The sequence below is a fragment of the Micromonospora sp. A200 genome (assembly GCF_029893845.1).
Lineage (GTDB): Bacteria > Actinomycetota > Actinomycetes > Mycobacteriales > Micromonosporaceae > Micromonospora > Micromonospora purpureochromogenes.
In genome coordinates this window covers 35,268-58,774 of record NZ_JARXXY010000022.1, presented here as the reverse complement: position 1 = coordinate 58,774, position 23,507 = coordinate 35,268, and the positions used below count along the sequence as shown (strand labels likewise).

At 71.5% G+C, this 23,507-nt stretch carries 18 protein-coding genes and 1 pseudogene; 10 read left to right on the top strand and 9 right to left on the bottom strand.

Annotated elements, in window-relative coordinates:
• Window positions 1–172: 172 nt before the first annotated feature.
• A complete protein-coding gene (locus M2302_RS21430) occupies window positions 173–1,009 on the bottom strand; it encodes a DUF5994 family protein (protein ID WP_280839640.1) in 837 nt (278 codons plus the stop codon).
• Window positions 1,010–1,524: 515 nt separating this feature from the next.
• Here M2302_RS21430 and M2302_RS21425 point away from each other — a divergent pair.
• Window positions 1,525–1,731: pseudogene (locus M2302_RS21425) on the top strand (amino acid ABC transporter ATP-binding protein); the annotation flags it as partial.
• A 102-nt stretch (window positions 1,732–1,833) separates the two neighbouring features.
• Here the strand turns inward: M2302_RS21425 and M2302_RS21420 are convergent.
• The gene (locus tag M2302_RS21420; protein ID WP_280839639.1) at window positions 1,834–2,883 is read right to left on the bottom strand and encodes a zinc-dependent alcohol dehydrogenase family protein; all 1,050 of its coding nucleotides are present in this window, start codon (window positions 2,881–2,883) and stop codon (window positions 1,834–1,836) included.
• A 167-nt stretch (window positions 2,884–3,050) separates the two neighbouring features.
• Complete coding sequence (locus M2302_RS21415; protein WP_280839638.1) at window positions 3,051–3,404, bottom strand: hypothetical protein; 354 nt, start codon at window positions 3,402–3,404, stop codon at window positions 3,051–3,053.
• 467 nt (window positions 3,405–3,871) lie between these two features.
• Here M2302_RS21415 and M2302_RS21410 point away from each other — a divergent pair, with 467 nt between their 5' ends.
• The gene (locus tag M2302_RS21410; protein ID WP_280839637.1) at window positions 3,872–5,956 is read left to right on the top strand and encodes an NPCBM/NEW2 domain-containing protein; all 2,085 of its coding nucleotides are present in this window, start codon (window positions 3,872–3,874) and stop codon (window positions 5,954–5,956) included.
• A gap of 599 nt (window positions 5,957–6,555) precedes the next feature.
• Here the strand turns inward: M2302_RS21410 and M2302_RS21405 are convergent.
• Genes M2302_RS21405 through M2302_RS21390 form a run of 4 tightly spaced genes read right to left on the bottom strand, consistent with a single transcriptional unit; the run spans window position 6,556 to window position 11,757 of the window.
• Window positions 6,556–8,715 carry an alpha-galactosidase gene (locus M2302_RS21405; protein ID WP_280839636.1) on the bottom strand — a complete coding sequence of 720 codons (2,160 nt, stop codon included), beginning with the start codon at window positions 8,713–8,715 and terminating at the stop codon, window positions 6,556–6,558.
• The gene (locus M2302_RS21400; RefSeq protein WP_280839635.1) at window positions 8,712–9,536 is read right to left on the bottom strand and encodes a carbohydrate ABC transporter permease; all 825 of its coding nucleotides are present in this window, start codon (window positions 9,534–9,536) and stop codon (window positions 8,712–8,714) included. The genes M2302_RS21405 and M2302_RS21400 overlap by 4 nt, the downstream gene beginning before the upstream one ends.
• Entirely contained in the window at window positions 9,533–10,465 is a 933-nt protein-coding gene (locus M2302_RS21395) for a sugar ABC transporter permease (protein ID WP_280839634.1), read from the bottom strand. Before M2302_RS21395 ends, M2302_RS21400 begins: the two co-directional genes overlap by 4 nt.
• Window positions 10,465–11,757 (bottom strand): extracellular solute-binding protein, encoded by a 1,293-nt coding sequence (locus M2302_RS21390; RefSeq protein WP_280839632.1) that lies wholly within the window; start codon window positions 11,755–11,757, stop codon window positions 10,465–10,467. Before M2302_RS21390 ends, M2302_RS21395 begins: the two co-directional genes overlap by 1 nt.
• Before the next feature lie 159 nt (window positions 11,758–11,916).
• Here M2302_RS21390 and M2302_RS21385 point away from each other — a divergent pair, with 159 nt between their 5' ends.
• The 8 genes from M2302_RS21385 (at window position 11,917) to M2302_RS21350 (ending at window position 19,944) form a co-directional block, all read left to right on the top strand.
• On the top strand, window positions 11,917–12,672 hold the full coding sequence (locus tag M2302_RS21385) for an SDR family oxidoreductase (RefSeq protein ID WP_280839630.1): 756 nt from the start codon (window positions 11,917–11,919) through the stop codon (window positions 12,670–12,672).
• 38 nt (window positions 12,673–12,710) lie between these two features.
• The gene (locus M2302_RS21380; RefSeq protein WP_280839629.1) at window positions 12,711–13,421 is read left to right on the top strand and encodes a FadR/GntR family transcriptional regulator; all 711 of its coding nucleotides are present in this window, start codon (window positions 12,711–12,713) and stop codon (window positions 13,419–13,421) included.
• Window positions 13,418–14,563, top strand: coding sequence for a galactonate dehydratase (gene dgoD / locus M2302_RS21375; RefSeq protein WP_280839627.1), 1,146 nt, complete (start codon window positions 13,418–13,420; stop codon window positions 14,561–14,563). Before M2302_RS21380 ends, dgoD begins: the two co-directional genes overlap by 4 nt.
• Window positions 14,557–15,447, top strand: a complete 891-nt coding sequence (locus M2302_RS21370) for a hypothetical protein (RefSeq protein ID WP_280839626.1) — start codon at window positions 14,557–14,559, stop codon at window positions 15,445–15,447. The genes dgoD and M2302_RS21370 overlap by 7 nt, the downstream gene beginning before the upstream one ends.
• On the top strand, window positions 15,444–16,067 hold the full coding sequence (locus M2302_RS21365) for a bifunctional 4-hydroxy-2-oxoglutarate aldolase/2-dehydro-3-deoxy-phosphogluconate aldolase (RefSeq protein WP_280839625.1): 624 nt from the start codon (window positions 15,444–15,446) through the stop codon (window positions 16,065–16,067). Before M2302_RS21370 ends, M2302_RS21365 begins: the two co-directional genes overlap by 4 nt.
• Complete coding sequence (locus tag M2302_RS21360; RefSeq protein ID WP_280839624.1) at window positions 16,064–17,005, top strand: sugar kinase; 942 nt, start codon at window positions 16,064–16,066, stop codon at window positions 17,003–17,005. Before M2302_RS21365 ends, M2302_RS21360 begins: the two co-directional genes overlap by 4 nt.
• An 18-nt stretch (window positions 17,006–17,023) precedes the next feature.
• A complete protein-coding gene (locus M2302_RS21355) occupies window positions 17,024–17,914 on the top strand; it encodes an SMP-30/gluconolactonase/LRE family protein (protein WP_280839623.1) in 891 nt (296 codons plus the stop codon).
• Window positions 17,915–18,630: 716 nt separating this feature from the next.
• Entirely contained in the window at window positions 18,631–19,944 is a 1,314-nt protein-coding gene (locus M2302_RS21350; protein ID WP_280839622.1) for an ROK family transcriptional regulator, read from the top strand.
• 37 nt (window positions 19,945–19,981) lie between these two features.
• Here the strand turns inward: M2302_RS21350 and M2302_RS21345 are convergent, their stop codons facing one another.
• Both M2302_RS21345 and M2302_RS21340 read right to left on the bottom strand, forming a co-directional pair.
• Window positions 19,982–21,871 carry a ricin-type beta-trefoil lectin domain protein gene (locus M2302_RS21345; protein WP_280839621.1) on the bottom strand — a complete coding sequence of 630 codons (1,890 nt, stop codon included), beginning with the start codon at window positions 21,869–21,871 and terminating at the stop codon, window positions 19,982–19,984.
• 151 nt (window positions 21,872–22,022) lie between these two features.
• Complete coding sequence (locus tag M2302_RS21340; RefSeq protein ID WP_280839620.1) at window positions 22,023–23,486, bottom strand: GH1 family beta-glucosidase; 1,464 nt, start codon at window positions 23,484–23,486, stop codon at window positions 22,023–22,025.
• Window positions 23,487–23,507: the final 21 nt, after the last annotated feature.

Here is a 23,507-nt window from a genome sequence, read left to right as displayed (position 1 = left end):
TCCCGGCGGCCGGCAGGACGTCGGCCGCCCAGAACCGGTCGACGCGGCGCTGCTCAAGGCGTGCGCTGGATCTCGCCGACGAGGGCCGCGATGGTGACGAACCTGCGGGTTGGTGCGCCAGCGTGGACTCGGCGTGTGTTGCCTTCCCGTGTAGGTCCCAGCAGGGCGACTCTCACCGAGCTGTCGGCTCGCCGAGTTCGGCGGGGTCGAGACGCAGGGTCGCGAGCAGTCCCGCGTGCCGGGTGGTGTCGACCTGCTCCGGCAGCTCCCGCTCGACCCAGTCGGCCCTGGTGTGCTGGCCGCGTCGACGCAGCGCGGAGACGATCGTGTGCCGGGCGATTGTCATGCTCTGCTCCTCGGTCGTGATGGTGGGAAGATCACCGGTCCTCCGCCGCCTCGGCGGAGGTGCTGCCGGCGCGGACGCCGGTTCGACCGGCGCGAACTTCCCGGCTGGTCCAGCCTCGGACGTGCGGGAAGCGACGGTGGGAGGGGCGTCGGGGGCGGTGCGGAGACGGCCGCCCTCCCCCTCCCAGGTGCGCCTGCCCGCGCTGTCGGCCCTCGCGTCGGACATGGTGCCCGCGGCGGTGAGCAGCTGCGGAGCATGGACCCGGTTGCCGGCGGTGGCGGCGAGCGCCATCGCCGCCTCGGCCAGGTCGGCCGCGGTCTCCGGCGGCACGACCAGCAGGTCGACCCGGTCGTCGTTGAGGCAGATCGCGGTCAGCAGGCTGGCGGGCTGACTGGTGAAGTATCCCAACCGCAGGACCCTGCCGTCGACGGCCAGGCGGCGCGGATTGCCGTTCCAGGTGTCGGCGCTGAGGACCACCCGGACGATCGGCCCGCGCAGTAGGTCGATGGCGAGGATGAGGCCGGGCAGCTCCGCGAGCGGATCTGTCGAGCGGGGCCACCAGCCGCCGTCGAGCAGCGTGCGCGCGGACCGGGTCGGTTCGATCCGAAGGCGCGGCGTCGATGGCGGCGATGGGGGAGCGAGGGCGTTGGTCGATGGCATCATGTCGGATCCTTATCGCCGTGACCGGGGTGTAGCGGTGAAGTCGTGCGCGGAATTGCGTCATGCGCTGGGCGGGATGCCAGGTTCGCCGACCCGTCCGGCCGGGTCGTCGGTTGCCCCGCTTAGCGGCGGCGCTGCAGCTGGGCGATGCGGACGGTGCCGATCACCATGGCGACTATCGCGAGCGCTGCGGCGCGGACGCCGATCCGGGTCGCGCCGGCGCGGGTCAACGGCACCTGGGCCGCTGGAAGGTGGGGAGTGCTTCCCGATGCTCCGACGGCGGGAGATCGGTCGGTCGGGCCACTGCGGATCGGGCGCGGTCGGGTACGAACATGGCATCGCCTCGGACGGAGCCGGCGTGGCGGGCACCTCAGGAGTGGGATGTCGTCGATTCCGGGATAGCCCCAGCCTACGCGTGTCCGGGCCGGTCTGATTCTGTGCCGCCGTGATAGGGGGCTGAGGCTCGCCCCGAGCGTATGCCTCTGGACGGGGCCGTCGATCCCGGTTTCGCCCAGGTGGACGGGGTCGTGTTCATGGACGGCGGCGTGGTGGTCGAGCAGGGGCCGCCGCAGGAGGTGCTCGGCGCGCCGCAGCACGAACGGACCCGCTCGTTCCTCTCTCGGGTTCTCGACCCGACCCAGGTCGCGCAGCTCGGTCAGCCCGACCAGTCCCCGGAGCCACCGGAGCCGCCCCGCCTGCCGACCGACGACCGTCACAACCTGTGACAGCCGCTCATCGTCACGTTCGTGCACACCGGCGCAAGCGAGTGGCCAGGTCGTCGTCGATGAGGTGTTGCAGTCCAGTCAACCCGTCGTAGGTACGCCGACTTACCGGGGGTGGATGAGGCACATTCCGCCGGGCGCGTCCCGGTCCATCGTGGTCAACGCGTGGGGCACCTCGGCGAGGCCGATGGTGCGGGTGATCAGCTTGGCGGGGCGCAGTACGCCGGCGGTGACCAGCCGGAGCAGTTCGGGATAGGTGTGCGCGGGCATGCCGTGACTGCCCCGCAGCTCCAGCTCGAACGCGATCACGAGCTCCATCGGCAGGGCCGGGCGGCCCTGGGCGGCGGGGAGGAGTCCGACCTGCACGTGGCGTCCGCGCCGCCGGAGGCTTTCGATGGAGGCGGTGCAGGTGGCGTGACTGCCCAACGCGTCGAGCGACAGGTGGGCGCCGCCGCCGGTCGCCTCCCGTACGGCCGCGGCCACCTCGCCGGGTCCGGTGAGGGCGCTACCGTCCAGACAGATCGTGGCCCCGCAGTTCCTGGCCAGCTCGAGCGCACCGGGGGCAACGTCCACCGCCACGACCTGCGCGCCGCACGCCGCCGCGATCATCACCGCGGACAGTCCCACTCCGCCGCAGCCGTGCACCGCCACCCACTCGCCCGCGGCGGCCCGCCCCTGACTGACCACGGCCCGGAACGCCGTGGCGAAGCGGCAGCCGAGGGCCGCCGCGGCCGGGTAGTCCAGCTCGTCGGGGAGCCGGACCAGGTTGACGTCGGCGTTATGGACCGCCACGTATTCGGCGAACGAGCCCCAGTGGGTGAAGCCGGGCTGCGTCTGCCGTTCGCAGACCTGCTGGTCCCCCGCGAGGCAGGCGGGGCACTGCCCGCAGGCGCAGACGAAGGGCGCGGTGACCCGATCGCCGGGCTGCCAGCCGCGTACGCCGGCGCCGACCGCCGTGACGACGCCGGCGTACTCGTGGCCGGGGACGTGTGGCAGGCGGATGTCGGGATCGTGTCCCTGCCAACCGTGCCAGTCGCTGCGGCACAACCCGGTCGCCTCGACGCGGATGACCGCGCCTCCCGACGGTGGCACCGGGTCCCGGACGTCGCGGACCTCGGGCCGGACACCGAACTCGTCGAAGACCACGGCACGCATGCGCCGCATCCTCACATGCCACGGACCGGCCGGCCTGCCCACCCCGCCGGACCCGCGGCATCTGCCGCGAACGGCCTGTCCAGCACTCATCACCCACAGCATCCGCCGCCCTCGGGGCGCTGCTGCTCGGTGACCTCTCCGGCGGCACCGAAGAGGTCACCGGGCAGCTAAACCTGTGTGAGCTTCAATGTCTTGCCGATCATCAGTGGCAGTGGGGCAATGGTTCGTGTCGCCCCTCGGACACAAACCATTGCCCCACGGTGCGCGCTGAGATCCACTTCAGCGCGCACCGTTTGCGTTTCAGGATGGTAGGCGAGCCGGAGTCCGAGTTGCCGGTAGACCTCGGCCTTATCGGCGGGATCGGCGTCGCGGAGCACGGTGGCGATGTCGCCGAGTGCGGTCACCAGGGTCGTGATCTCTGCTCGGCTCATCCGGCGTGGGCTGTCGCCCTCGTTCGCGTTCAGATCTGCTTCCGCACGAGCGCGTTCCGCCTGGGTCTGTGCGATCCAGTCGGTGACCACCGCCGGGTCCGCTCCGGCATCGGGGTTCGGGTCGGATGTGGATGGACCCCGGACGCGCTAGAACTAATAATTTACGAATTAATATTGACACGCCGTCGCGCTGGGATGCAAGATCCTCGAAACAAACCTCAGGAGTGCGGGCATGACTGGTCTGGCAGCCGATCGTGGGGACCTGCTTCAAGGTCTCGGGGTGGTGTGCGCCCCGACTCACGTCGGCGGTTGCGCTACCTCCACGTCGGACACCTTGAGCCGGGCTTGCAGCTGGTTGATGTGAGCGGAACGACCGACGTGCTCCCGGCACCGCCCACGAAACGCGCGGTGCTGCTCCGGACTCCGCGCCGGTGCGTAACAAGCCCAGGCGCTGGAGTGAGGTCAAGCCGGAGTACAAGCAGGTCCAGAACGAGAAGAAAGGCCGGCAAGTAGCCCGTCGTGGCGTCCGCCCATCCCCGGCAGCAAAGGAATCCGATGTGAAACGACATGTGCTCACCGCCCTGCTCGCCCTCACGGCCGGTCTGCTGATCGTGCCGGCACCCGCCCACGCCGGCCCAGCGGCCGGCACTGCCGCCATCACAACGCCAGCACCTCAGCAGGTGCTGAGCCCGACGCCGTACATGGGCTGGAACACCTACTTCGGCCTGGGTGGCGATCCGACCGAGGCCGAGGTCAAGTCAACAGCCGACTACCTGGTCAGCAGCGGTCTGCGCGACGCCGGCTACCGGTACGTCTGGATCGACGGCAACTGGGCGGCGCCGACCCCACGCAACTCGGCCGGCCAACTCGTGGCCAACCCCGACCATTTTCCGAGTGGGATGGCCGAGCTCGCGCGGTACATCCACTCCAGGGGCCTTAAGGCCGGCATCTACACCGATGCCGGACCGTACATCCCTGGGAAGTGCGGACTCGGCAGCGGCGGCTACTACCAGCGCGACGCGGACCAGTTCGCCGCCTGGGAGTTCGACGCGGTAAAGGTGGACTTCCTCTGCGGGATCGCCGCAGACCTTGACCCGAAGACCGTCTTCACCGAGTTCGCGCAGGCGTTGCGGAACAACGCCAGTGGACGGCCCATCCTCTTCAACCTGTGCAATCCGGTGACCTCGCCCGACTGGGGCAACTACCCGGAGGAGCAGCAGTCGACGTACTCCTGGACCTATGCTCCGGCTATCGCGCAGTCCTGGCGGACCTATACCGACGTGGGCTTCGTCGGGGACATCAAGTTCAAGGACGTGCTACGTAACTATGACGCGAACGCGCGGCACCCCGAGGTCGCCGGGCCCGGTCACTTCAACGACCCGGACTACCTCGGCCCGCAACTCGGGATGACCGACGAGGAATTCCGTACGCAGATGACGCTCTGGTCCGCGGCCGCCGCGCCGCTGGTGATCGGCAGCGACGCCCGCACGCTCAGTCAGGCCTCTGTGGACATCCTCACCGACCCCGACGTGCTGGCGATCAACCAGGACCCTGCCGTCGTTCAGGCCGTCCGGGTCGGCCCCGCCGGTACGACCGAGACGTGGGTGAAGCGGCTGGCGAACGGCGACCGGGCCGTGGTGCTGCTGAACAGGGGTGACAGCCCGAAGATCCTGACCACGAAGGCTTCGTCGGTCGGCCTCTCCGGGGCGCGGTTCACCCTCAAGAATGCGTGGACCGACCAGGTCACCGAGAGCGCCGGCACCATCAGCGCCGCCGTCGCGGCCCACGGCGCGGCGCTGTTCCGGGTCGGCCCGGCCCGCGGCCTACCGGGTGTCCCGCACGTGACCGCCGGCCTCCCGCTGGTGACGCAGGTGGGCGGTGACCCGACGCCCGAGGGTACGGCGCCGGTAATCGCCGGTGGTGACGAGGCGCGCGTCGAGGCCACCGTACGCAACGACGGTGTGCTGCCGGTACTCGCGCCGGAGGTGACGTTGGCGGCGCCGGCCGGCTGGACGGTCCGCCCCCTCAGCCGGGCGCCGATCCTGCTGGCCCCCGGCGATTCCGCCACCTTCGCCTTCGCGGTGACCCTCCCGACCGCTGCCGCTCCTGGCGATGCCGTGCTGACCGCCACCACCTCGTACGACGTGATCGGGCACGGACGGTTGCGGCAGGCGACGGTCTCGGCGGTGGTGGTCGCGCCGGCCCCACCGGACGGCGAGGTCGTACTGTCGCACCACCAGTGGATCAGCGCCACCAGCGGCTGGATGAGCCCGACCATCGATCGCAGCGTCGGCGGCTGGTCGCCGATCAGCATGCTCGGCCAGGTGTACCCGACCGGCATCGGGGTCGCATCGCCGTCCACGGTCCGCTACTACGTCGGTGACAAGTGCAGCGGGCTGACCGCGATCGTCGGCCTGGACGACGCGGTCCGCAACGTCGGACCTGAGGGCGCGACCTCGACCTTCCAGGTGATCGGCGACGGCCGGGTCCTGTTCGACAGCGGTGTGCTGACCCGCGACGACATCCGCCAGGTCGACGTCGACCTGACCGGCGTGCGGGTGCTCGACCTGGTGGTCGGCGACGCGGGCGACGGCGGCTACAACGACCGCGCCAACTGGGCCGGCCTGAACGCCACCTGCTGAACCGGGACAGTCGCACCCAGGTGTTGGTTCACCTGGGTGCGACTGTCGCTTTGCCAGGTATGCCTCCGCGCGAGGAACTCGGCGTCGCCCTGGCCTGCGGGCTGCCTGGACCGTCCTCCGTGGATGCTTTCGACGTTCAATCCCGCAGCTCCCAGCGAGGCGCGTAGCTGGTCCTCGGGTCGGAAGCGCAGCGCGCCGTGCTGATGAGTTCCTCGCCGGGGACGTGTATTGGTGGGTGAAGCCCACGTCGCTGCGGTGAACGGCGGCCACCTCGGTCCGTGCTTCGACCTGATAGCCGTCGGCCAGGCATGCCCGACGGAGGGAGTCGGCCGGATTCCCTGCTCCCAGCTGTGGCCATGCCCAGCGCGAGACGCCGGTTCCGCAGCCCAGGTCGAGCACCCGGGGCGGCTGGCGTCTCGTTCACCGCCGAGGCAAGAAACCGTCGTTGCGCGACCAGGGGCACTCGGCGTCGTAGACCGTCACCAGCCGAGTTTTCATGATCGTCGGACTGGTCAGTCTGGACCCGTCGCCGGACGCCAAAGACGTGGGGCGGCGGCGGTCGGCGACCGGATACTCCTGTCCAGGAAGGGGGGACGGGGTCAGCCGCGGCGCAGGACGAACAGTTCCGCGTCGTGGTCCGCGGCCCACTGCACCGGCAGGCCCACCGCCGTGAGGTGGCTGCCGGAGTAGGTGCCGTCGCCGTGCCGATAGCTGGACTCCGCGGCCAGCCCGCGCAGCGGCAGCCGGACCGGCCGGGACGGCAGCAGGCCGTGCCCGTCGAGCCGGCCGGTGTGCCAGGCGAGTACGACAACCGTGTTGCCGTCCGGCGCGGTGTACTGCACGGCGCAGCGCAGCTGGTCGGGGCCGCCGATCAGCTGCACCTCGCCGTGCGTGATCACCTCGCGGATCTGCTTGTAGCGGGCGATCCAGCTGGCCGCCTCGGTCCGCTGCTGCGGCGTCCAGTGCCGGATGTCCGCACCGATGCCGAGCACGCCGGCCATCGCGAGCACGAACCGGAAGGCCAGCGAGCGGGGCCGCTGGTCGAAGAGCCCGACGGCGTCGGTTACCCACGAACTGAGCAGGTGCGGGGAATTGGCGTGCAGGAAGCCGTACTGGATGGCGAGCCGGTCCAACGGGCCGGTGTTGTCACTCGGCCAGAAAACGTCCGCGTGCGCTGCCATGGCGAGGTCGGTACGGGCGCCGCCGGCCGCGCACGCCTCGATCACCACGTCCGGGTGGTCCCGCCGGAGAGCGGCGTAGATCCGGTGCAGGTTGGCGACGTGGGCCCCGTCGAGGTCCAGCCGGGTGGCCGCGCCGGGCCGGCCGGACTCCGTACGCGGCCGGTTGAAGTCCCACTTCAGATACCCGATGTCGTGCCGACGGAGGAGACCGTCCAGCGCCGAGTGGACGAACTCGGCGGCTTCGGGACGGCCGAGGTCGAGCAGGTACTGGTTGCGGATCGGGGTGATCGGCCGGCCATCGATCGAGTAGACCCAGTCGGGGTGCTCGGCGTAGAGGCGTGACTTCGGGCTGACCGACTCCGGTTCGACCCAGAGCCCGAAGTTGAGGCCGAGGGCGCGGATCTCGGCGATGAAGGCGTCGAACCCGGCTGGGAACTTGGCCGGATCCGGGGCCCAGTCGCCCAGCCCGCCCCGGTCGTCGTGCCGGCCGACGAACCAGCCGTCGTCGACCACGAACGTTTCCACGCCGAGCTCCGCCGCAATCCGGGCCAGCGCCACCTGGTTGTCGGCATCGACGGCGAACTCGGTCGCCTCCCACGAGTTGTAGAGCACCGGCCGCGGCCGGTCGAGCCGGTCACCGGCGAGCTGCCGCTGGTAGCGGTGCCAGACCCGGGCCAGTCCGTCCAGTCCGGCGTCGCTGTAGGCGCCAGCGACCACCGGCAGGGTGATCGTTGCCCCGGCGGGCAGTTCCAACCCACCGTCGACGAGACGGCGGCCGATCCGTATCCGGGTCAGCCCGCCGGTGTCCGGCTCGGCGGTGATCTCCCACGAACCGGTCCAGGCCAGCGCCACGCCCCAGGTGGGCCCATCCGTCTCGGCCTGGTCCCGGATCGCGAGCCACGGTACGAAGGTGTGCCCCGGCACCCCCTGGGAGCTGCCGATGGAGAACTGGCCATGGCCGAGGTCGAGGTGCGTGAGCTGGAACTCCTGGGCCCACTGGCCCCACTGGTAGCTCAATCGGGCGCCGTGCGGCGTGGGTACGCAGAACCCGGCCGAACCGGCCCGGGCCAGCCGCAGCGGAGCCGTGCCCGTGTTGCTCAGCTCGACCCACCGCTCCACCACGTCGGTGCCCGCCGGGACGCGGTAGCAGTGCTCCGCGCACAGCCCGGTCAGCGGGTCGATGAAGGTGACCCGCAGTTGGTCGCGGCCGGTGGTCGCATGCTGGAAGCGCCAGGAGACTCGCCGGTCGCCGGCCGCCGTCTCGACGACCAGGTCGGCGCCGGCGAACGGACGGGCCGCGTCGGTCGCGTACTCCACGGGTGCGAAGTCTCCGGCGGTGAGGAACGGGGTAGGGCCGGTGTGGCTGACCGGCGAGGGGCCGCCCGCGACTCCGGACGGCCCCCAGCTGACCAGCTCCAACCACCGGCCGTGCCCCGGTACGGTGACGGTGTACTCGGTGTCCACCCCGCGTAGCGTCCACGGGCCGGCGAGCGGGGCCGCCTCCTCGCCGCTGTCCGCCGCATGCCGCGCGGCGGCGCGTTCGTAGACGCTGCCGGGCTCGGTGGTGGATTCGCTCACTTGACGGCTCCGATAGAGAGGCCGGACACGAAGTGTCGTTGGAAGCTCAGGAACACCAGCATGGTCGGCACCGCGGCGATCACCGTGCCGGCGGCGATGACGTTCCACGACGAGACGAACTGTCCCTGCAACCCGAGCAGGGCGGGGGTCACCGGCATTCTGTCTTCGGTGCGTAGCACGGTGATCGCCCAGAGCAGGTCATTGAAGATCCAGGTGAAGGAGAGCGCGCCGAGCGCGGCGAGCGCGGGTCGGGTCAGCGGCAGGATCACTCGGGCGAAGATCTGCCCCGGGCCGGCCCCGTCGATGGTGGCCGCCTCCTGGATCTCGCCCGGCAGGTCCCGCATGAAGCCGTGCAGTACGAATGTGTAGAACCCGAGCCCGAAACCCACCTGCACCGCGATCAGCGCGGGGAGGGTGTCGTACACGCCGGTCAGTTCGCTGAACTTGTTGACGGGGATGAGCAGGATCTGCGGCGGCAGCAGGTTTCCGGCGAGCATGAGCAGCAGGATCGTACGTCGGCCGGGGATCCGGAACCGGCTGAGCGCGAACGCCGCCACCGCCGCCAGCACCAGGCTGAGGGCGACCGCGGGTACGGTGACCAGCATGCTGTTGACCAGGGCGCGCAGCTGACCGCCGTCGGTCCAGGCCTGCCGGTAGGTGTCCAGGGTGAACGAGCGCGGCAGGCTGCCCACCCCGTGCGCCGCGATGTCGTCGAAGGTCCTCGTCGACATGGTGACGACCCAGAGGATCGGACCGAGCCACAGCAGGGCCAGCAGGCTCATGCTGGCGTGGAAAACGCCGGTGCGTAGCGCGCGAATCATGCGTCCTCCCGGAACGCGCGGACGAGGTAGCCGAGGATGACCGCGAGCGCGAGCACGAAGATCACGACGGCGATGGCGGAGCCGTAGCCGAGCCGTAGGCTCTGGAAGGCGGTCGAGTACATGTAGGTGCTCAGCAGTTCGGACGAGTGGTAGGGGCCGCCCCGGGTGAGCGCCCAGACGATGTCGAACGACCGCAGCGAGTCGATCACGATTACCGACAGCACCACCGAGTTGACCCCGCGCAGCTGCGGGATCGTCACCTTCCAGAGCCGCTGCCAGCTGTTGGCGCCGTCCACCCGGGCCGCCTCCTGCAGCGCCGGGTCGATCGCCTTCAGGCCGGCCAGGTAGAGCACCATGACGTAGCCGATCTGCCGCCACAGGGCGGGCAGGATCACTGCGTAGAGCGCGGTCTCCGGATCGGCGAGCCAGGGCCGGATTAGCTGCTCCAGGCCCACCGCGCGCAGGAGTTGGTCGGCCAGCCCGTCGGGCTGGTAGAAGACCCGCCAGACCAGCGCGGTCACCACGAGTGAGAAGACCACCGGGCTGAAGAGCGCGGCGCGGTAGAAGGCCACCCCGCGCCGCTCGCGTTGCAGCAGCAGCGCCATCCCGAACCCGCCGAGGACCGACAGCCCGCCGAAGAGCACCAGCCAGATCAAGGTGTTGACCACGGCCCCCCGGAAGACCGCATCGCCGGCCAGCTCGGTGTAGTTGCCGAAGCCGATGAACGCGGGCGGTTCCAGGCCGTCCCATCGGGTGAACGAGAAGTAGAAGCCTTGCAGGGCGGGCCAGAACACCCAGATGCTCTCGACCGCGAAGGGCACCAGGACGAACGCCACCAGCAGCGGCGACGGCCGGTTCTTCCGCCGCCGCTGCTTCGGGGTCGCTCCCGCTGCCGGTGCTCGGGAGGTGGCGGGTGCGAGCGTTGTCATCAGCTCTTGAAGACCTTCTCGGCGCCAGCCTGCCACTCGCGCAGGATCGCGTCGATCTGGTCGGGCTTGTCGAGGAACTTGGTGAGCGCGGTGTCCGCGGTCGGCTGCAACGCGTCGCTGGAGTCGCGGTTGAAGAACTGGGTGAGTTCCTGGGCGCTGTCCAGCATCGCCTTGCCCTTGGCGACGAGCGGCACATCGGCCGCCTTCGCCTTCGGATGTGCCGGCAGCACGATCCCTGAACTGTTGGCGATGTACGCCTCCTGCGCCTCGACCGAGGCCAGATAGGTGAGCATGGCCTTGACGCCGGTGGGGTTCGCGGTCCGCGTACTGGCGAAGAAGCCGTCCGTGGGCGCCTCCTCGGCGACCGGCACCGCCGGGTCGATGATCGGGAAGCGGAAGAAGTCGAGGTCGTCGAAAGCGTCTGTCGAGGTGGCATCGGCGAAGAAGGTGCCGATGAGGAACATGCCGGTCTTGCCCGCCAGCAGCGCGGTGGTCGCCTCCTGGAACGGGTACGCCTTGCCCTTCGGGTCGAAGTAGGGCAGCACTTCGCGCCACCGGGCGAAGACCGCCTTGACCTTCGGGTCGTCGAAGCGCTGTTTGCCGGCGAGGAGTTCGCGGTGGAACGGGGCGCCGTTGATCCGGATGTTCAGGTAGTCGAACCAGGCGGAGGCGACCCACGGGGTGTCACCCAGGCCGATGCCGATCGGCGAGATGCCCTTGCCCTGCAGCGTTTGGCAGAGGGCGACGAACTCGGCCCAGGTCTTCGGCTCCTGGACCCCCCACTTGGCGAAGTTTGACTTCCGGTAGAAGAAGCCCCACCAGTAGTTGGTCATCGGGACGAAGACCTGCTTGCCGGTGGCGTCGGTGGAGAGGGTACGCAGCGATGCGGGGTAGTCGGTCAGCTGCCGCCACACGTCGCTGACGTCCAGCAGCAGTCCCTTGCTGGCGTAGTCGTTGGCGACGGAACCGGCGTACCAGGTGTAGAGGTCCGGCGGGTTGGCCGACGTCAGGTAGGTCGGGAGCTGCGTGCGGTAGGTCTCGGCGGCGATCGTGTTCAACGTCGCCCGACCCTTGCCCTGCTTGTTGAAGCTTTCGATAAGCTTCTCCATCGCCCCCTTCGCCTGGGGCGAGGAGAGGTTGGACTGGACGGTGATCGCGCCGGACGCCTTGTCCGCGGGGCTGCTGGCGGAGCTGGCGCAGGCGCTCAGTAACGAGCTCGCGCCGAGCGCCCCGACGCCGGCAAGGCCGAGGTGTCCAAGGAATTGGCGGCGACTGGGGTCGAAGTCGCTCACGGGAGTGTCCCTTCCTCGTCGACACGATGCGTGACGTCGCAATGTGTCGGTCATGTGAACGGTGTGGCCAGAAGGTTGCACCCACGGCTCGCATCTGTCAAGATATTTTCATAATTAATGATTAGATCTTCGAGTCTTGGGTGGACGGTGGGCCGGTACATGCGACGACTGGGACGACTGGAAGGCAAGACCGCGCTGGTCACGGGGGCTGCTGGCGGCGTCGGCGCGGCCACCGCCCGGCGACTCGCCGCCGAAGGCGCGGTCGTCGGCCTGATGGACGTACGGGACTCCACCCCGCTCGCCAACGAGCTGATCGCCGCCGGCGGTCGGGCAGTCCCCGTGATCGCCGACGTCTCCGACGAGGGCAACTGGGCCGCCGCGGTGGCGGCCGTGCGTCGCGCGTTCGGGCCGGTGGACATCCTGATCAGCAACGCCTACGCGGTCGAGGTGGCCCCCGCCCATCAGACCAGCCGGGAGTCCTGGGACCACCAGCTCGCCGTCAGCCTCACCGGTACCTTCCTCGGCGTGCGGGCCTGCCTGGACGATCTCCGCGCCGGTCACGGCTCGGTGGTGCTGGTCTCCTCGGTGCACGCGCTGGTGGGCCTACCCGGACGGCCGGCCTACGCCGCCGCCAAAGGCGCTCTCGTCTCGCTCGGCCGCCAACTCGCCGTCGAGTACGGGCCGGAGGTCCGGGTGAACACCGTGCTGCCGGGGCCGATCCTCACCGCCGCCTGGGACGAGGTGTCCGAAGCGGACCGACGGAAGAGCGTCGCGGGGACGGTGGCGAAGCGGTTCGGCAGCCCGGACGAGGTCGCCGCCACCGTGGCCTTCCTCGCCTCGCCGGACGCCGCCTACATCACCGGCGCGAGCCTGGTGGTGGACGGTGGCTGGACCGCGGTAAAAGCCTCAGCTTGAAAGATCGATACTGACGAGCGATTAAGGTGCGAAGAGCATTGACACAGTACGCACGCCGCGGCCTCCACGGGCAAACCGTCGAGGTCATTGCACGCCGCATCCTCGCCGGAGAGATCCCCCCGGGCGCGACGCTGAACATCACCGCACTCCAGGCGGAACTCGACGTCAGCCTCACCGCACTGCGCGAAGCGCTCAAGGTGCTCGCCGCCAAGGGCATCGTGGACGCGCGGCAGAAGCGCGGCACGTTCGTCCGGCCCCGCACGGACTGGAACCTGCTCGACGGTGACGTGATCCGCTGGCAGTTCGCCGAAGGCGCCGACCCGCGACTGCTCGACAAGCTGCACGAGGTCCGTACCATCATCGAGCCGGCCGCCGCCCGGCTGGCGGCCAGCCGGGCAAACGACGACGACCTCGCCGCGCTGAACGCCGCGCTGGAGGAGATGGCCGCCGCGAACGGCAATCCGGCCGCCGCCGTAACCGCCGACCTGAGCTTCCATCGCGCGCTGCTGGCCGCCACGCACAACGAGTTGCTGGAGCGCATGGAGGTGGTCATGGAGACCGGCCTCGCCGAACGCGACCGCCTGGTCCACGGCGGCGAGCCGCACGACGACCCGGTACCGAGCCACCGGGCGGTGGTGGACGCGATCCGGGCGCAGGACGCGACCGCGGCCGAGACCGCCATGCGGGGACTGCTGGAGAAGGCCGTGCGGGACGTCGAGAAAGTACGGGGAAAGAAGGGCAGCCGGTGAAGATCGACCGAATCGAGACCTTCCTTGTCGCGCCACGCTGGTTGTTCTGCCGCGTGGAGACCGACGAGGGGCTGATCGGCTGGGGCGAGCCCGTGGTGGAGGGACGCGCCGAGGTGGTCCGCAGCGCCGTCGAGGTGCTCGCGGAGTACCTGATCGGCGAGGACCCGCTCCGAATAGAGCAGCACTGGCAGGTCCTCACCAAGGGCGGCTTCTACCGCGGCGGCCCGGTGCTCTCCAGCGCTGTCGCCGGCCTCGACCAGGCGCTCTGGGACATCGCCGGGCAGGCCTACGGCGCCCCGGTGCACGCCCTGCTCGGCGGCCCCGTGCGCGACCGGGTCCGGATCTACTCGTGGATCGCCGGAGACGAGCCCGGCGAGGTCGCCGAGGCGGCCGCCGCACAGGTCGCCGCCGGCCTCACCGGGGTCAAGATGAACGCCTCCGGCCGGCTCTCCGCGATCCCCACCCCGGCCGAGGTGGACGCCGTCGTCAGCCGGGTCGCCGCCGCGCGCGAGGTGCTCGGCGACAGCCGGGACCTCGCGTTGGACTTCCACGGCCGAGCCAGCGCCGCCGCGGCACGACGCATTTTGCCCGAGATCGCCGCCCTGCGACCGCTCTTCGTGGAAGAGCCGGTCCTCGCCGAACAGGCCCACCACCTGCACGACATCGTCACCTGCTCCCCGGTTCCGGTGGCCACCGGCGAGCGGCTGTACGGCCGGCACGAGTTCCTCGGGCCCCTGCAGGCCGGGGTCGCGGTGGTCCAACCGGACCTGTCCCACGCCGGCGGCATCTCCGAGGTACGCCGGATCGCCGCCCTCGCGGAGACGTACGGCGCTGTGCTCGCCCCGCACTGTCCACTGGGGCCGATCGCGCTCGCGGCCAGCCTGCAGGTGGCCCTCGCGACGCCGAACTTCCTCATTCAGGAGCAGAGCATCGGCATCCACTACCATGCCGGTTCCGAACTCCTCGACTACGTGATCGACCCGGAGCCGTTCCGGTTCGTCGACGGTCACATCAAGCGGCTGGAGGCGCCCGGGCTGGGCATCACGGTCGACGAGGCGGCGGTCCGGGCCGCTGCGCGAACCGGGCACGCCTGGCGCAACCCGGTCTGGCGCCACGACGACGGCTCCTTCGCCGAATGGTGAGCGCCGCCGCCGAGGGCCGGGTGCCGGAAACCTCAGGAACGGAGACCTCGGTGCCGCTGCGCGTCGGGTCCGACGATCCGCACGGCGGCCGGTGGACCACGCTCTGCGGCGACGGCCGGGAGTGGCTCTGGCGGCGGCCGGGCACCGGCCGGGACGAGGTGCGGCCCGGTGACCCGTTCGTCGACGCAGGTGGCCTGGAGGAGTGCCTGCCGACGGTGCGCGGCCTCCCCGACCACGGGGACGTCTGGTCCCGGCCGTGGCGTACCACCGGCGTGGGCATCGCCACCATCGAGCGCCCGGACTTCACCCTGACCCGGCGGCTCACCGACCGTTCCGGTGTGGTGGTCGCCGACTACCGGCTCCAGGCCGACCCGGGCTATCGCTTCGTCTGGGCAGCCCATGCCCTGCTCGACCTCTCACCCGCTGCCCGGCTGGACGCGCCCGCGGGCACCCCGACCCGGCTCTACCCGGAAGCCGCCGTGCTGCTGTCCCCCGGCCAGTGGCCGGCGGGCAGCCCGTGGCTGTCCGCGCCGTGGCCCGCGCCGGCCGGCCTGCCGCTGGACCGGCTCGGCCCCGATGACGGCACCGCAGTCGGCGCGGTGCTGCTCGACTGCCCGAGCGTGCGGGTGATCGACGGCACCGACCGGCTCACCCTGCACCTCGAATGTCACGACCAGCCCCGATCCACCGCGCTCTGGCGCAATCTGCGCGGCTGGCCCAGCAACGGGCCCTACCGCAGCATTGGCGTCGAACCCATGCTCGGCCGCGCCTTCGACGTGGCCGAAGCCGGCCCCGACGACGCGGCGGAGGTCCCGCCGAACGGCGAGGTCACCTGGCGGTTGACCCTCGCCGCGCACCGATCATCCGGAGGCCACCCCCGATGAATCTGCTCGACTCCCTGCGGACCCACCGGCTGATGGCGATCGTCCGCGGCCCGGACCCGGAGGCGACACTGGCCTCGGTGCTGACCCTGGCCGACACAGGCATCGCCCTGATCGAAGTGTCGCTGACCGGGGCCGACGCGCTGGGCACGATCCGCCAAGCGCGCGCCTCCCTCGGCGCCAACTTCGGGCTGGGCGCCGGCACGGTGCTCAGCACCGACGAAGCTCAGCGGGCCGCCGACGCGGGCGCTTCATTCCTGGTCACCCCGGCACTCGCGCCGAGCATCGCCGAGGCGGGCAGGCTGGGGCTGCCAGTGCTCGCCGGCGCGCTAACCCCCAGCGAGGTGGTGCAGGCCGGCACGAGCGGGGCCACCGCAGTCAAGCTTTTCCCCGCCTCGATCGGCGGGCCGGCCTATCTGGGCGCGCTGCGGGACCCGTTCCCGCGGACCGCGTTCGTACCCGTCGGCGGCGTCGACGCGGAGAGCGCCCGGGCGTACCTCGACCGGGGCGCGGTCGCGGTCGGGGTGGGCTCGCCGCTGCTCGGCGACGCCGTGCGCGGCGGAGACCTGGGCGCGCTGCGGGACCGCGCCGCCGAGTTCCTCGCCGAGGTGTCGTCGTCGTGACCGACGTCCTCACCCTCGGCGAAACCATGGCGGCCTTCCGGACCTCGGCTCCACTCCGGCTGGGCGGCACGGTCCAGCTCTCCGTGGCCGGCGCCGAGTCGACCGTGGCGATCGGCCTGGCTCGACTCGGACACCACGCCAGCTGGATCGGCGTTACCGGGGCGGACGAACCGGGGGAGCTGATCCGGCGCACACTGCGCGCCGAGGGCGTCGACCTGGCCCTGGCGCGAGTCGACCCGGACGCCGCGACCGGGCTGATCCTCTTCGAGTCCCGCGTGGGCGACATCAGCCGGGTCACCTACCACCGGGCCGGATCGGCCGGCTCCCGGCTGGCCGCGTCGGACGTGACAGCCGCCTTCACCGGGGCCGAGTCGCCACCCCGCCTCCTGCACATCACCGGCATCACCTGCGCGCTGGGGTCCGGCCCGTACCAGGCCATCAGCACGGCGGTGACCCGAGCCCGCGCCGCCGGCAGTCTGGTCTGTCTGGACGTCAACCACCGGCAGCGGTTGTGGTCGATGACCGAGGCCGCCGCGGCGCTCCGCCCGCTGGTGCCCTCGATCGACATCGTGATCGCCTCCGACGACGAGCTGGCCGTGCTCACCGACGCGGCCGATCCCGTCCGCGCTCTGCTCGACGCCGGCGTACGGGAGGTGGTGATCAAGCACGGCGCAGGCGGCGCCACCAGTCACAGCGACCTCGGCAGCGTGCACCGGCCCGCCCGCCACGTGCCGGTCGTCGACACCGTCGGCGCGGGCGACGCCTTCGTGGCCGGCCTGCTCTCCGGCCTGCTCGACGGCGCCGAGGTCGACGCCCGACTCGATCGAGCGGTCACCACCGGCGCCTTCGCGGTCGCCACCCGCGGCGACTGGGAGGGCCTGCCCACCCGGGCCGAGCTGGCGCTGCTCGACCACACGCCGGGCAGCGCCGTCCGCTGACCACCGAAAGGAGACCTGGTGCTATCCGAACCGACCCCATGGAACAGCGATCGACTAGAGCTGGGGGAGGGGGCCCGCTGGGTGGACGGCCGGCTTGTGCTCGTGGATCTCCTCGCCGGACGGCTGCTGGAGACCACCGGCGACGCGCCCGCGCCGTTTCGCGAGGTACACCAGCTGAACGCCCCGCTCGGCGCGGTGGCCGCGATCGCCGGGCGGCCGGGCAGTTGGTTGGCCGCGGTCGGCACCGGGGTGGCGGTACTGGACGGTACCGGCGACTCGCAGCTTGTCGCGGACCTTGAGGGGGATAATCGGGCTCGGGCCCGGATGAACGACGCGGTGGCCGATCCGCACGGCCGATTCTGGGCGGGGAGCATGGCCTACGACGCCACACCCGGCGCGGGCACCCTCTACCGACTGCCGTCGGACGGCCCGCCCGAGGCAGCGGTGACCGGGCTGACCATCACCAACGGGCCCGCCTTCGATGCCAGCGGCACCCTGATGTACCTGGCGGACACCCCGCTCGGTCAGGTGGACCGGTTCACGGTGGACCCGGCCACCGGCGCCCTGTCCGCCCGGGCACCGTTTTTGCGCCTGTCGGCCACGGAAGGCACCCCGGACGGGATGACTATCGACTCCGCGGGTCACCTCTGGGTCGCGCTCTGGGGCGGCCACGCGGTCCGCCGCTACCGTCCGGACGGTACGCTGGATCGCGAGATCCGCCTGGCCGCAGCCCAGCCCACCAGCGTCTGCCTCGGCGGCCCCGACCTGCGCCGACTCTTCATCACCACCGCCGCCCTGGGGTTGGCGCCGCGCGGCCCGGTCGACGGCGCGCTACTCGCGGTTGACGTGGAGGTCGCCGGCCTGCCCGCCGCACCGGCTACGCCCCGATCGCCGCAGCTGACCTCGTAACCGTCCGGCTGTCGTCAGGGCGCCCTTGCGTTGTGGCGGCTTGCACCGATCGTGGCCGCCCACTTCGCGCCACGTCGGGTCGTTGCGCGCCGCGTCAGGACTGGGCTCGTTGCTCGGGACCGCGCATCTCGCCGCGGTTCAATGCCGGATGATGCCAGGGCTGGCCTACCTGCGGGGCCTGGTGCTGCCGAGCCAAGGTCAGACGTCGAGGAGAGTCTCGTCGTACCAGACGTCCTCGTAGCCGGGTGCCGGTACCACGCCCCAGCCCGGTGGAAGAGCGAGATACGGCCCAAGCTCCGGGGCGTGTTCGGGTGATGTTCTCCGAGTTCCTCGACGACGCCAATGATCCGCTCCTCGCTGAAGCGAGGAGGGACGTCGGTCTTCTCTTCGACTGGCGTGTGGTGTTGTTCGGGCGCGTCGGCGTTCGGCCTGGGTTTCGGCGATCCAGCCGGCGACCACGGCCGGGTCGGCGGCCGAGGCGGGCGGCGTAGGTGGCCGAGCTGCCGGCGGTCCAGGTGACGCCCTCGGCCCAGGCCGGCGCGGAGCAGGCCACCAGGGCGGTCTGCGTGGCGGCGAGCTCGGTGGCGGCGAGCAGCGCGACGCCGCCGAGCGCGGGGGTCAACCCGCGCCTGAGTCGCATGACATAGCATTTCATCAATGCGCTCGCCCTAGCAGTTAACTTTGTTAAATGTAAACGCGCAGTAGTCTGTCAGCACTTGGTTCACCGCGTGAAGCAGGCCGCCGGGGGCGGCCGGGAGAGGATGGCGGCGGACGTGGACGCCAAACGCACCACCGTGCGCGACATGCGTCGTGCCAACCGGTCGGTCCTGCTCACCCGGATCTGGCTGGACGGCCCGCTGAGCCGGCACGAGCTGGGGCAGTCCACCGCGCTGAGCCTGGCCAGCGTGAGCAACCTGGTCGGCGAGATGATCGCCGAGGGCCTGGTCGAGGAGGCCGGCTTGGTCGAGTCCGACGGCGGCCGCCCGCGGGTGCTGCTGCGGGTCGCCCCCGGCTACGGCTACCTGGTCGGCGCCGACGTCGGCGAGACCCGGGTGCAGGTCGAACTCTTCGACCTGGCGATGACCGCGCTCGCCAAGGCGGAGTACCCGATCGCCGCCGCCGAGCCCGACCCCCGGCAGGTCACCGACCACCTGCTGCACGGTCTCACCGCGGTGATCGAGCAGGCCGGCATCGACCCGGCGGCGGTGCTCGGCTTCGGCGTCGCCGTCTCCGGCACCGTCGAGCGCGCCGCCGACGCCGTGGTGCACGCGCAGACCCTCGGCTGGGACGGCGTGCCACTCGGCGCCTTGCTGCGCGCCGGCACCGACATCCCGGTGCACATCGACAACGGCGCGAAGACCCTCGGCCAGGCCGAGATGTGGTTCGGCGCCGGCCGCGGCGTCCCGCACGCGGTCGTTGCCCTGGTCGGCTCCGGCGTCGGGGCCTGCGTGGTGGCCGACGGCGTGGGCTACCGCGGCGCGCACAGCAGCGCCGGCGAGTGGGGGCACACCACCATCGTGTACGGGGGCCGCCGCTGCCGCTGCGGCAACCTCGGCTGCCTCGAGGCGTACGTCGGGGCGGAAGGGGTGCTCGACCGGTTCCGCCAGGCCAACCGTGGTCGCCCGGCGACCGGCGGCGACGAGGAGACCGCCTTCGGCGAGCTGCTGCGCGCCACCAGCCGCACCGCCGCCAAGGTGCTCGACGAGACGGTCGGCTACCTCGGCGCCGGGGTGGCGAACCTGGTGAACCTGTTCAACCCCGACCGGGTGGTGCTGGGCGGCTGGGCCGGCCTGGCCCTGGGCGAGCGCTACCTGCCGCAGATCCGCGAGGCCACCGCGCGGCACGCGCTGCGCCAGCCGTACGCCCAGACCTCGATCGAGCTGTGCCGGCTCGGACCGGACGCGGTCGCGATGGGCGCGGCCACCCTGCCGATGGCCCGGCTGCTGCGCCACGGCGGCGTGCCGCGCGAACCCGTCGCCCGGGTGGTCCCGGCGCAGGCGGCGCGGCGGCCCCGGACGCGGACCCGCTGAGCCACCGGGCCGGCGGGAGCGCCGGCCCGGCCCCGGCTCAGGACGGGAGGTTCCACTTCTGGTTGGCCCCGCCGGTGCAGCTCCAGATCTGCGTCTTGGTGCCGTCGGCGGAGGTGTTGCCGGTGACGTCCAGGCACTTGTTCGCCTGCGGGTTCACCAGGTCCCGCCCGGCCGTCCAGGTCCACCGCTGGGCGGCGCTGCCGTTGCAGGTCCACAACTGCACCTTCGTGCCGTCGGCGGTGCCGCCCCCGGCCACGTCGAGGCACTTGCCCAGCGAGCGGAGGGTGCCGTCGGCGGCCCGGGTCCACTGCTGGTTCGCGCCGCCGGTGCAGCTCCAGATCTGCGCCGGCGTGCCGTCGGCGCTGGTGTTGTCGGTGACGTCGAGGCACTTGCCGCCGATGCCGGTGATCGGGCCGGTCGGCGTGCCGCCCCCGCCCGACTGGCTGCCGGACCAGGTGAACGTGGCGGTGGTGCGGGCCGGCAGGGTGTAGGTGAAGGACTGCCCGCCCCAGACCACCTTCACCGACTGGGCGGAGCTGCCGCCGTTGTGCGCCAGCAGCGCCTTGGTCCCGTCCGGGTTGCGGTACGCGACGTTCTGCACGGTGCCGTTGGCGGTGGAGTCGATCCGCACCGCCCCCGGCCGGACGAACTTGGTCAGGTGCCCGGTGGTGTAGTACTCGATCGTGTAGTCGACCTGGCCGGCGCGGGCGCCGCCCTCCTGCACGGTGATGAGGCCGGTGCAGTTGCCGCAGCCGCCGTTGTGCGGGCCCATGAACTGGTTGACCGCGAGGCTCCACTTCACCACGCTCCGGCTCCAGTTCCGGGCGTAGTTCACGATGTCGGCCATGTCCTCGTTGTGCTGGTTGGCGATCCAGGTGCCGCCGGAGTGCTCGGTGCTGAACTGCGGCACCGCCGGGTACTGGCCGTGCACCTGGCTGCCGACCGCCGGGTCACCCCAGTAGCCGTGCCAGGCGATGCCGCCGAACAGCGGGTCGGTGCGGACCGCGCCGTCGGCGAGCAACCCGGAGCCGATGGTGCCGTAGTCGCCGTAGTTCCAGTCGTGCACGAGCACCTTGGTGGTGATGCCGGCGGCGCGGAACGCCGGGTAGACGTAGTTCTTGGTCAGCTCGACCAGGCCGGAGGAGTTCCAGCTCATCCCCGGGTAGTCCATCGCGGTGGGGTTGCCGGCCTGGCAGCAGTTCGGCTCGTTCTGCACCGAGAGGTAGTCGACCTTCACGCCCCGGGCCGCGTACGCCTGGATGGTCTTGACGAAGTACTGGGCGTAGGTGGCGTAGTACTCCCACTTGAGCCAGCCCATCTGGTCCATCCGGCCGTTGTCCTTCATCCAGCCGGGCGCGCTCCACGGCACCACCATCACCCGCAGCGCCGGGTTGAGCTGCCGGGCCTGGGCGGTGAGCAGCTCGACGTTCGTGTCGTAGCCGTTGGCCCCGAAGTCGTTCAGGTCGCAGCAGGTGTCGTCGAGCGAGACGTTGCCGGGCCGGGACAGGTCGGAGGCGCCGATCGGGTTGCGCACGTAGGACAGGCCGATGCCGTCGGTGGGGCTGAAGAGCTTGCGCATCACCTCGTCCCGGGTGGCCGCGCTCACCGGCCCGCCCCGTAGCAGGTACGCGGTGGTGTCGGTGATGGACGCCCCGGCGCCCTCGAAGGGCTGGTACCGGGTGTTCTCGTCGACGGTGACGGTGTGCGCGGCGGCGGGGCTGCTGGCGGCGAAACTCAGCGGGCTCTGCTGCTGCAGGCCCCGGGTGACGGTCCGCCCGCCGGAGTCGGAGGTGGTGGTCAGCCAGACGTTGACGGTCTCGCCGGCGGCCTGCGCGGCCGGCGGCGGGGTGAGGGCGAGGGTGCCGGCCGCGAGGCAGAGCGCCAGGACGGCGCGGCCGGCGAGCCGGGGAACGGTGGTGGGGGACACGGATGCTCCTTCCGGATAAATCGACGTCCGCGAATTAGAAAACCCCTCGCACCTGCTTATGTCAAGACATGAAAAATGTGGCCGGCAAGGCACCCGGGCGCGGCGGGGCAGCCGCCCGGGAGGATCCCGCGCGGCCGCCCCGAGCGGCCGGTCAGCGCTCCCCGCGCACCCGCCGGATGGTGTCGCGGTACCAGTGCGCGCTGCGCTTCGGCGTACGCCGCTGGGTGTCGTAGTCCACCCGGACGATGCCGAACCGCTTGTCGTAGCCGTACGCCCACTCGAAGTTGTCCAGCAGCGACCAGGCGAAGTAGCCACGCACGTCCGCGCCGGCCTGCCGGGCCCGGGCCACCGCCCGCAGGTGCTCGGTCAGGTACGCCACCCGGTCGTCATCGGCCACGAACCCGTCGGCGTCCGGCTTGTCGTCGAAGGCCGCCCCGTTCTCGGTGATCACCAGCGGCACGCCCGGGTAGTCCCGGTGCAGCCGGACCAGCAGCTCGGTGAAGGAGTCCGGCACGATCTCCCAGTCCATCGCGGTACGCGGCAGGTCCCGGCGGACGACCCGGCGCACCGGCCGGCCGTCGTCCTCCCGCTCCCGGCCCTGCTCGTCCACTCCCGAGTGCGCCTGCCCGAAGTAGTAGTTCACCCCGAGCACGTCGATCGGGGACGAGATGACCGCCAGGTCGCCGTCCTCGACCGGGATGCGCACCCCCTCGGCGGCCAGGTCTGCCACCACGTCCTCCGGGTAGCGGCCGTGGAAGAGCGGGTCCAGGTAGATCCGGTTGCCCAGGCCGTCCGCCGCCCGAGCGGCGTCCCGGTCGGTGGGGCTGTCGGTGGCCGGGTCGGCGGTGGCCATGTTGAGGGTGATGCCCAGCTCGATCGGGCTGCCCGCCGCCGCGCGCAGCCGCTGCGTCGCCAACCCGTGCCCGAGCAGCAGGTGGTGCGCGGCCGCGATCCCGGCGCCGAGGTCTCGCCGGCCCGGGGCGTGCAGGCCGTACGCGTACCCGAGCATCGCCGAGCACCACGGCTCGTTCAGCGTGGTCCAGGTCTTCACCCGGTCGCCGAGGGCGGCGAAGACCAGCTCCGCGTAGTCGGCGAACCGGTAGGCGGTGTCCCGGTTCGGCCAGCCGCCCGCGTCCTCCAGCTCCTGCGGCAGGTCCCAGTGGTAGAGCGTCACCCACGGGTCGACCCCGCGGCCCAGCAGCTCGTCCACCAGGCGGTCGTAGAAGGCCAGCCCGGCCGGGTTGGCCGGCCCGCGCCCGCCCGGCTGCACCCGCGGCCAGGCCACCGAGAACCGGTAGGTGTCCAGGCCCAGGTCCGCGATGAGCGCGACGTCCTGCGGCATCCGGTGGTAGTGGTCGCAGGCCACGTCGCCGTGGTCGCCGTTGGCCACCGCGCCCGGCACCCGGCAGAAGGTGTCCCAGATCGACGGCGTCCGGCCGTCCTCGGCCACCGCACCCTCGATCTGGTACGACGAGGTCGCCACCCCCCACCGGAAGGTCGGCGGGAGGGTGTCGATCGGGTCGGCCTGCCCGTGCGACGACTCCAGCTCAGCGCGTCTGACGCCGCGCGGCGACCTGGAGCCGTCGGTGGTCGGGCTGGTGAGGTGGGTGTCCATGGTTCTCCTCGCGGTAGCGGG

What these genes read in the sequence shown, in the direction of transcription:
- M2302_RS21430 (WP_280839640.1), bottom strand. Translation starts at nt 1,009, where the DNA reads ATGATGCCATCGACCAACGCCCTCGCTCCCCCATCGCCGCCATCGACG.
- M2302_RS21420 (WP_280839639.1), bottom strand. Translation starts at nt 2,883, where the DNA reads ATGCGTGCCGTGGTCTTCGACGAGTTCGGTGTCCGGCCCGAGGTCCGC.
- M2302_RS21400 (WP_280839635.1), bottom strand. Translation starts at nt 9,536, where the DNA reads ATGATTCGCGCGCTACGCACCGGCGTTTTCCACGCCAGCATGAGCCTG.
- M2302_RS21395 (WP_280839634.1), bottom strand. Translation starts at nt 10,465, where the DNA reads ATGACAACGCTCGCACCCGCCACCTCCCGAGCACCGGCAGCGGGAGCG.
- M2302_RS21385 (WP_280839630.1), top strand. Translation starts at nt 11,917, where the DNA reads ATGCGACGACTGGGACGACTGGAAGGCAAGACCGCGCTGGTCACGGGG.
- M2302_RS21370 (WP_280839626.1), top strand. Translation starts at nt 14,557, where the DNA reads ATGGTGAGCGCCGCCGCCGAGGGCCGGGTGCCGGAAACCTCAGGAACG.
- M2302_RS21365 (WP_280839625.1), top strand. Translation starts at nt 15,444, where the DNA reads ATGAATCTGCTCGACTCCCTGCGGACCCACCGGCTGATGGCGATCGTC.
- M2302_RS21340 (WP_280839620.1), bottom strand. Translation starts at nt 23,486, where the DNA reads ATGGACACCCACCTCACCAGCCCGACCACCGACGGCTCCAGGTCGCCG.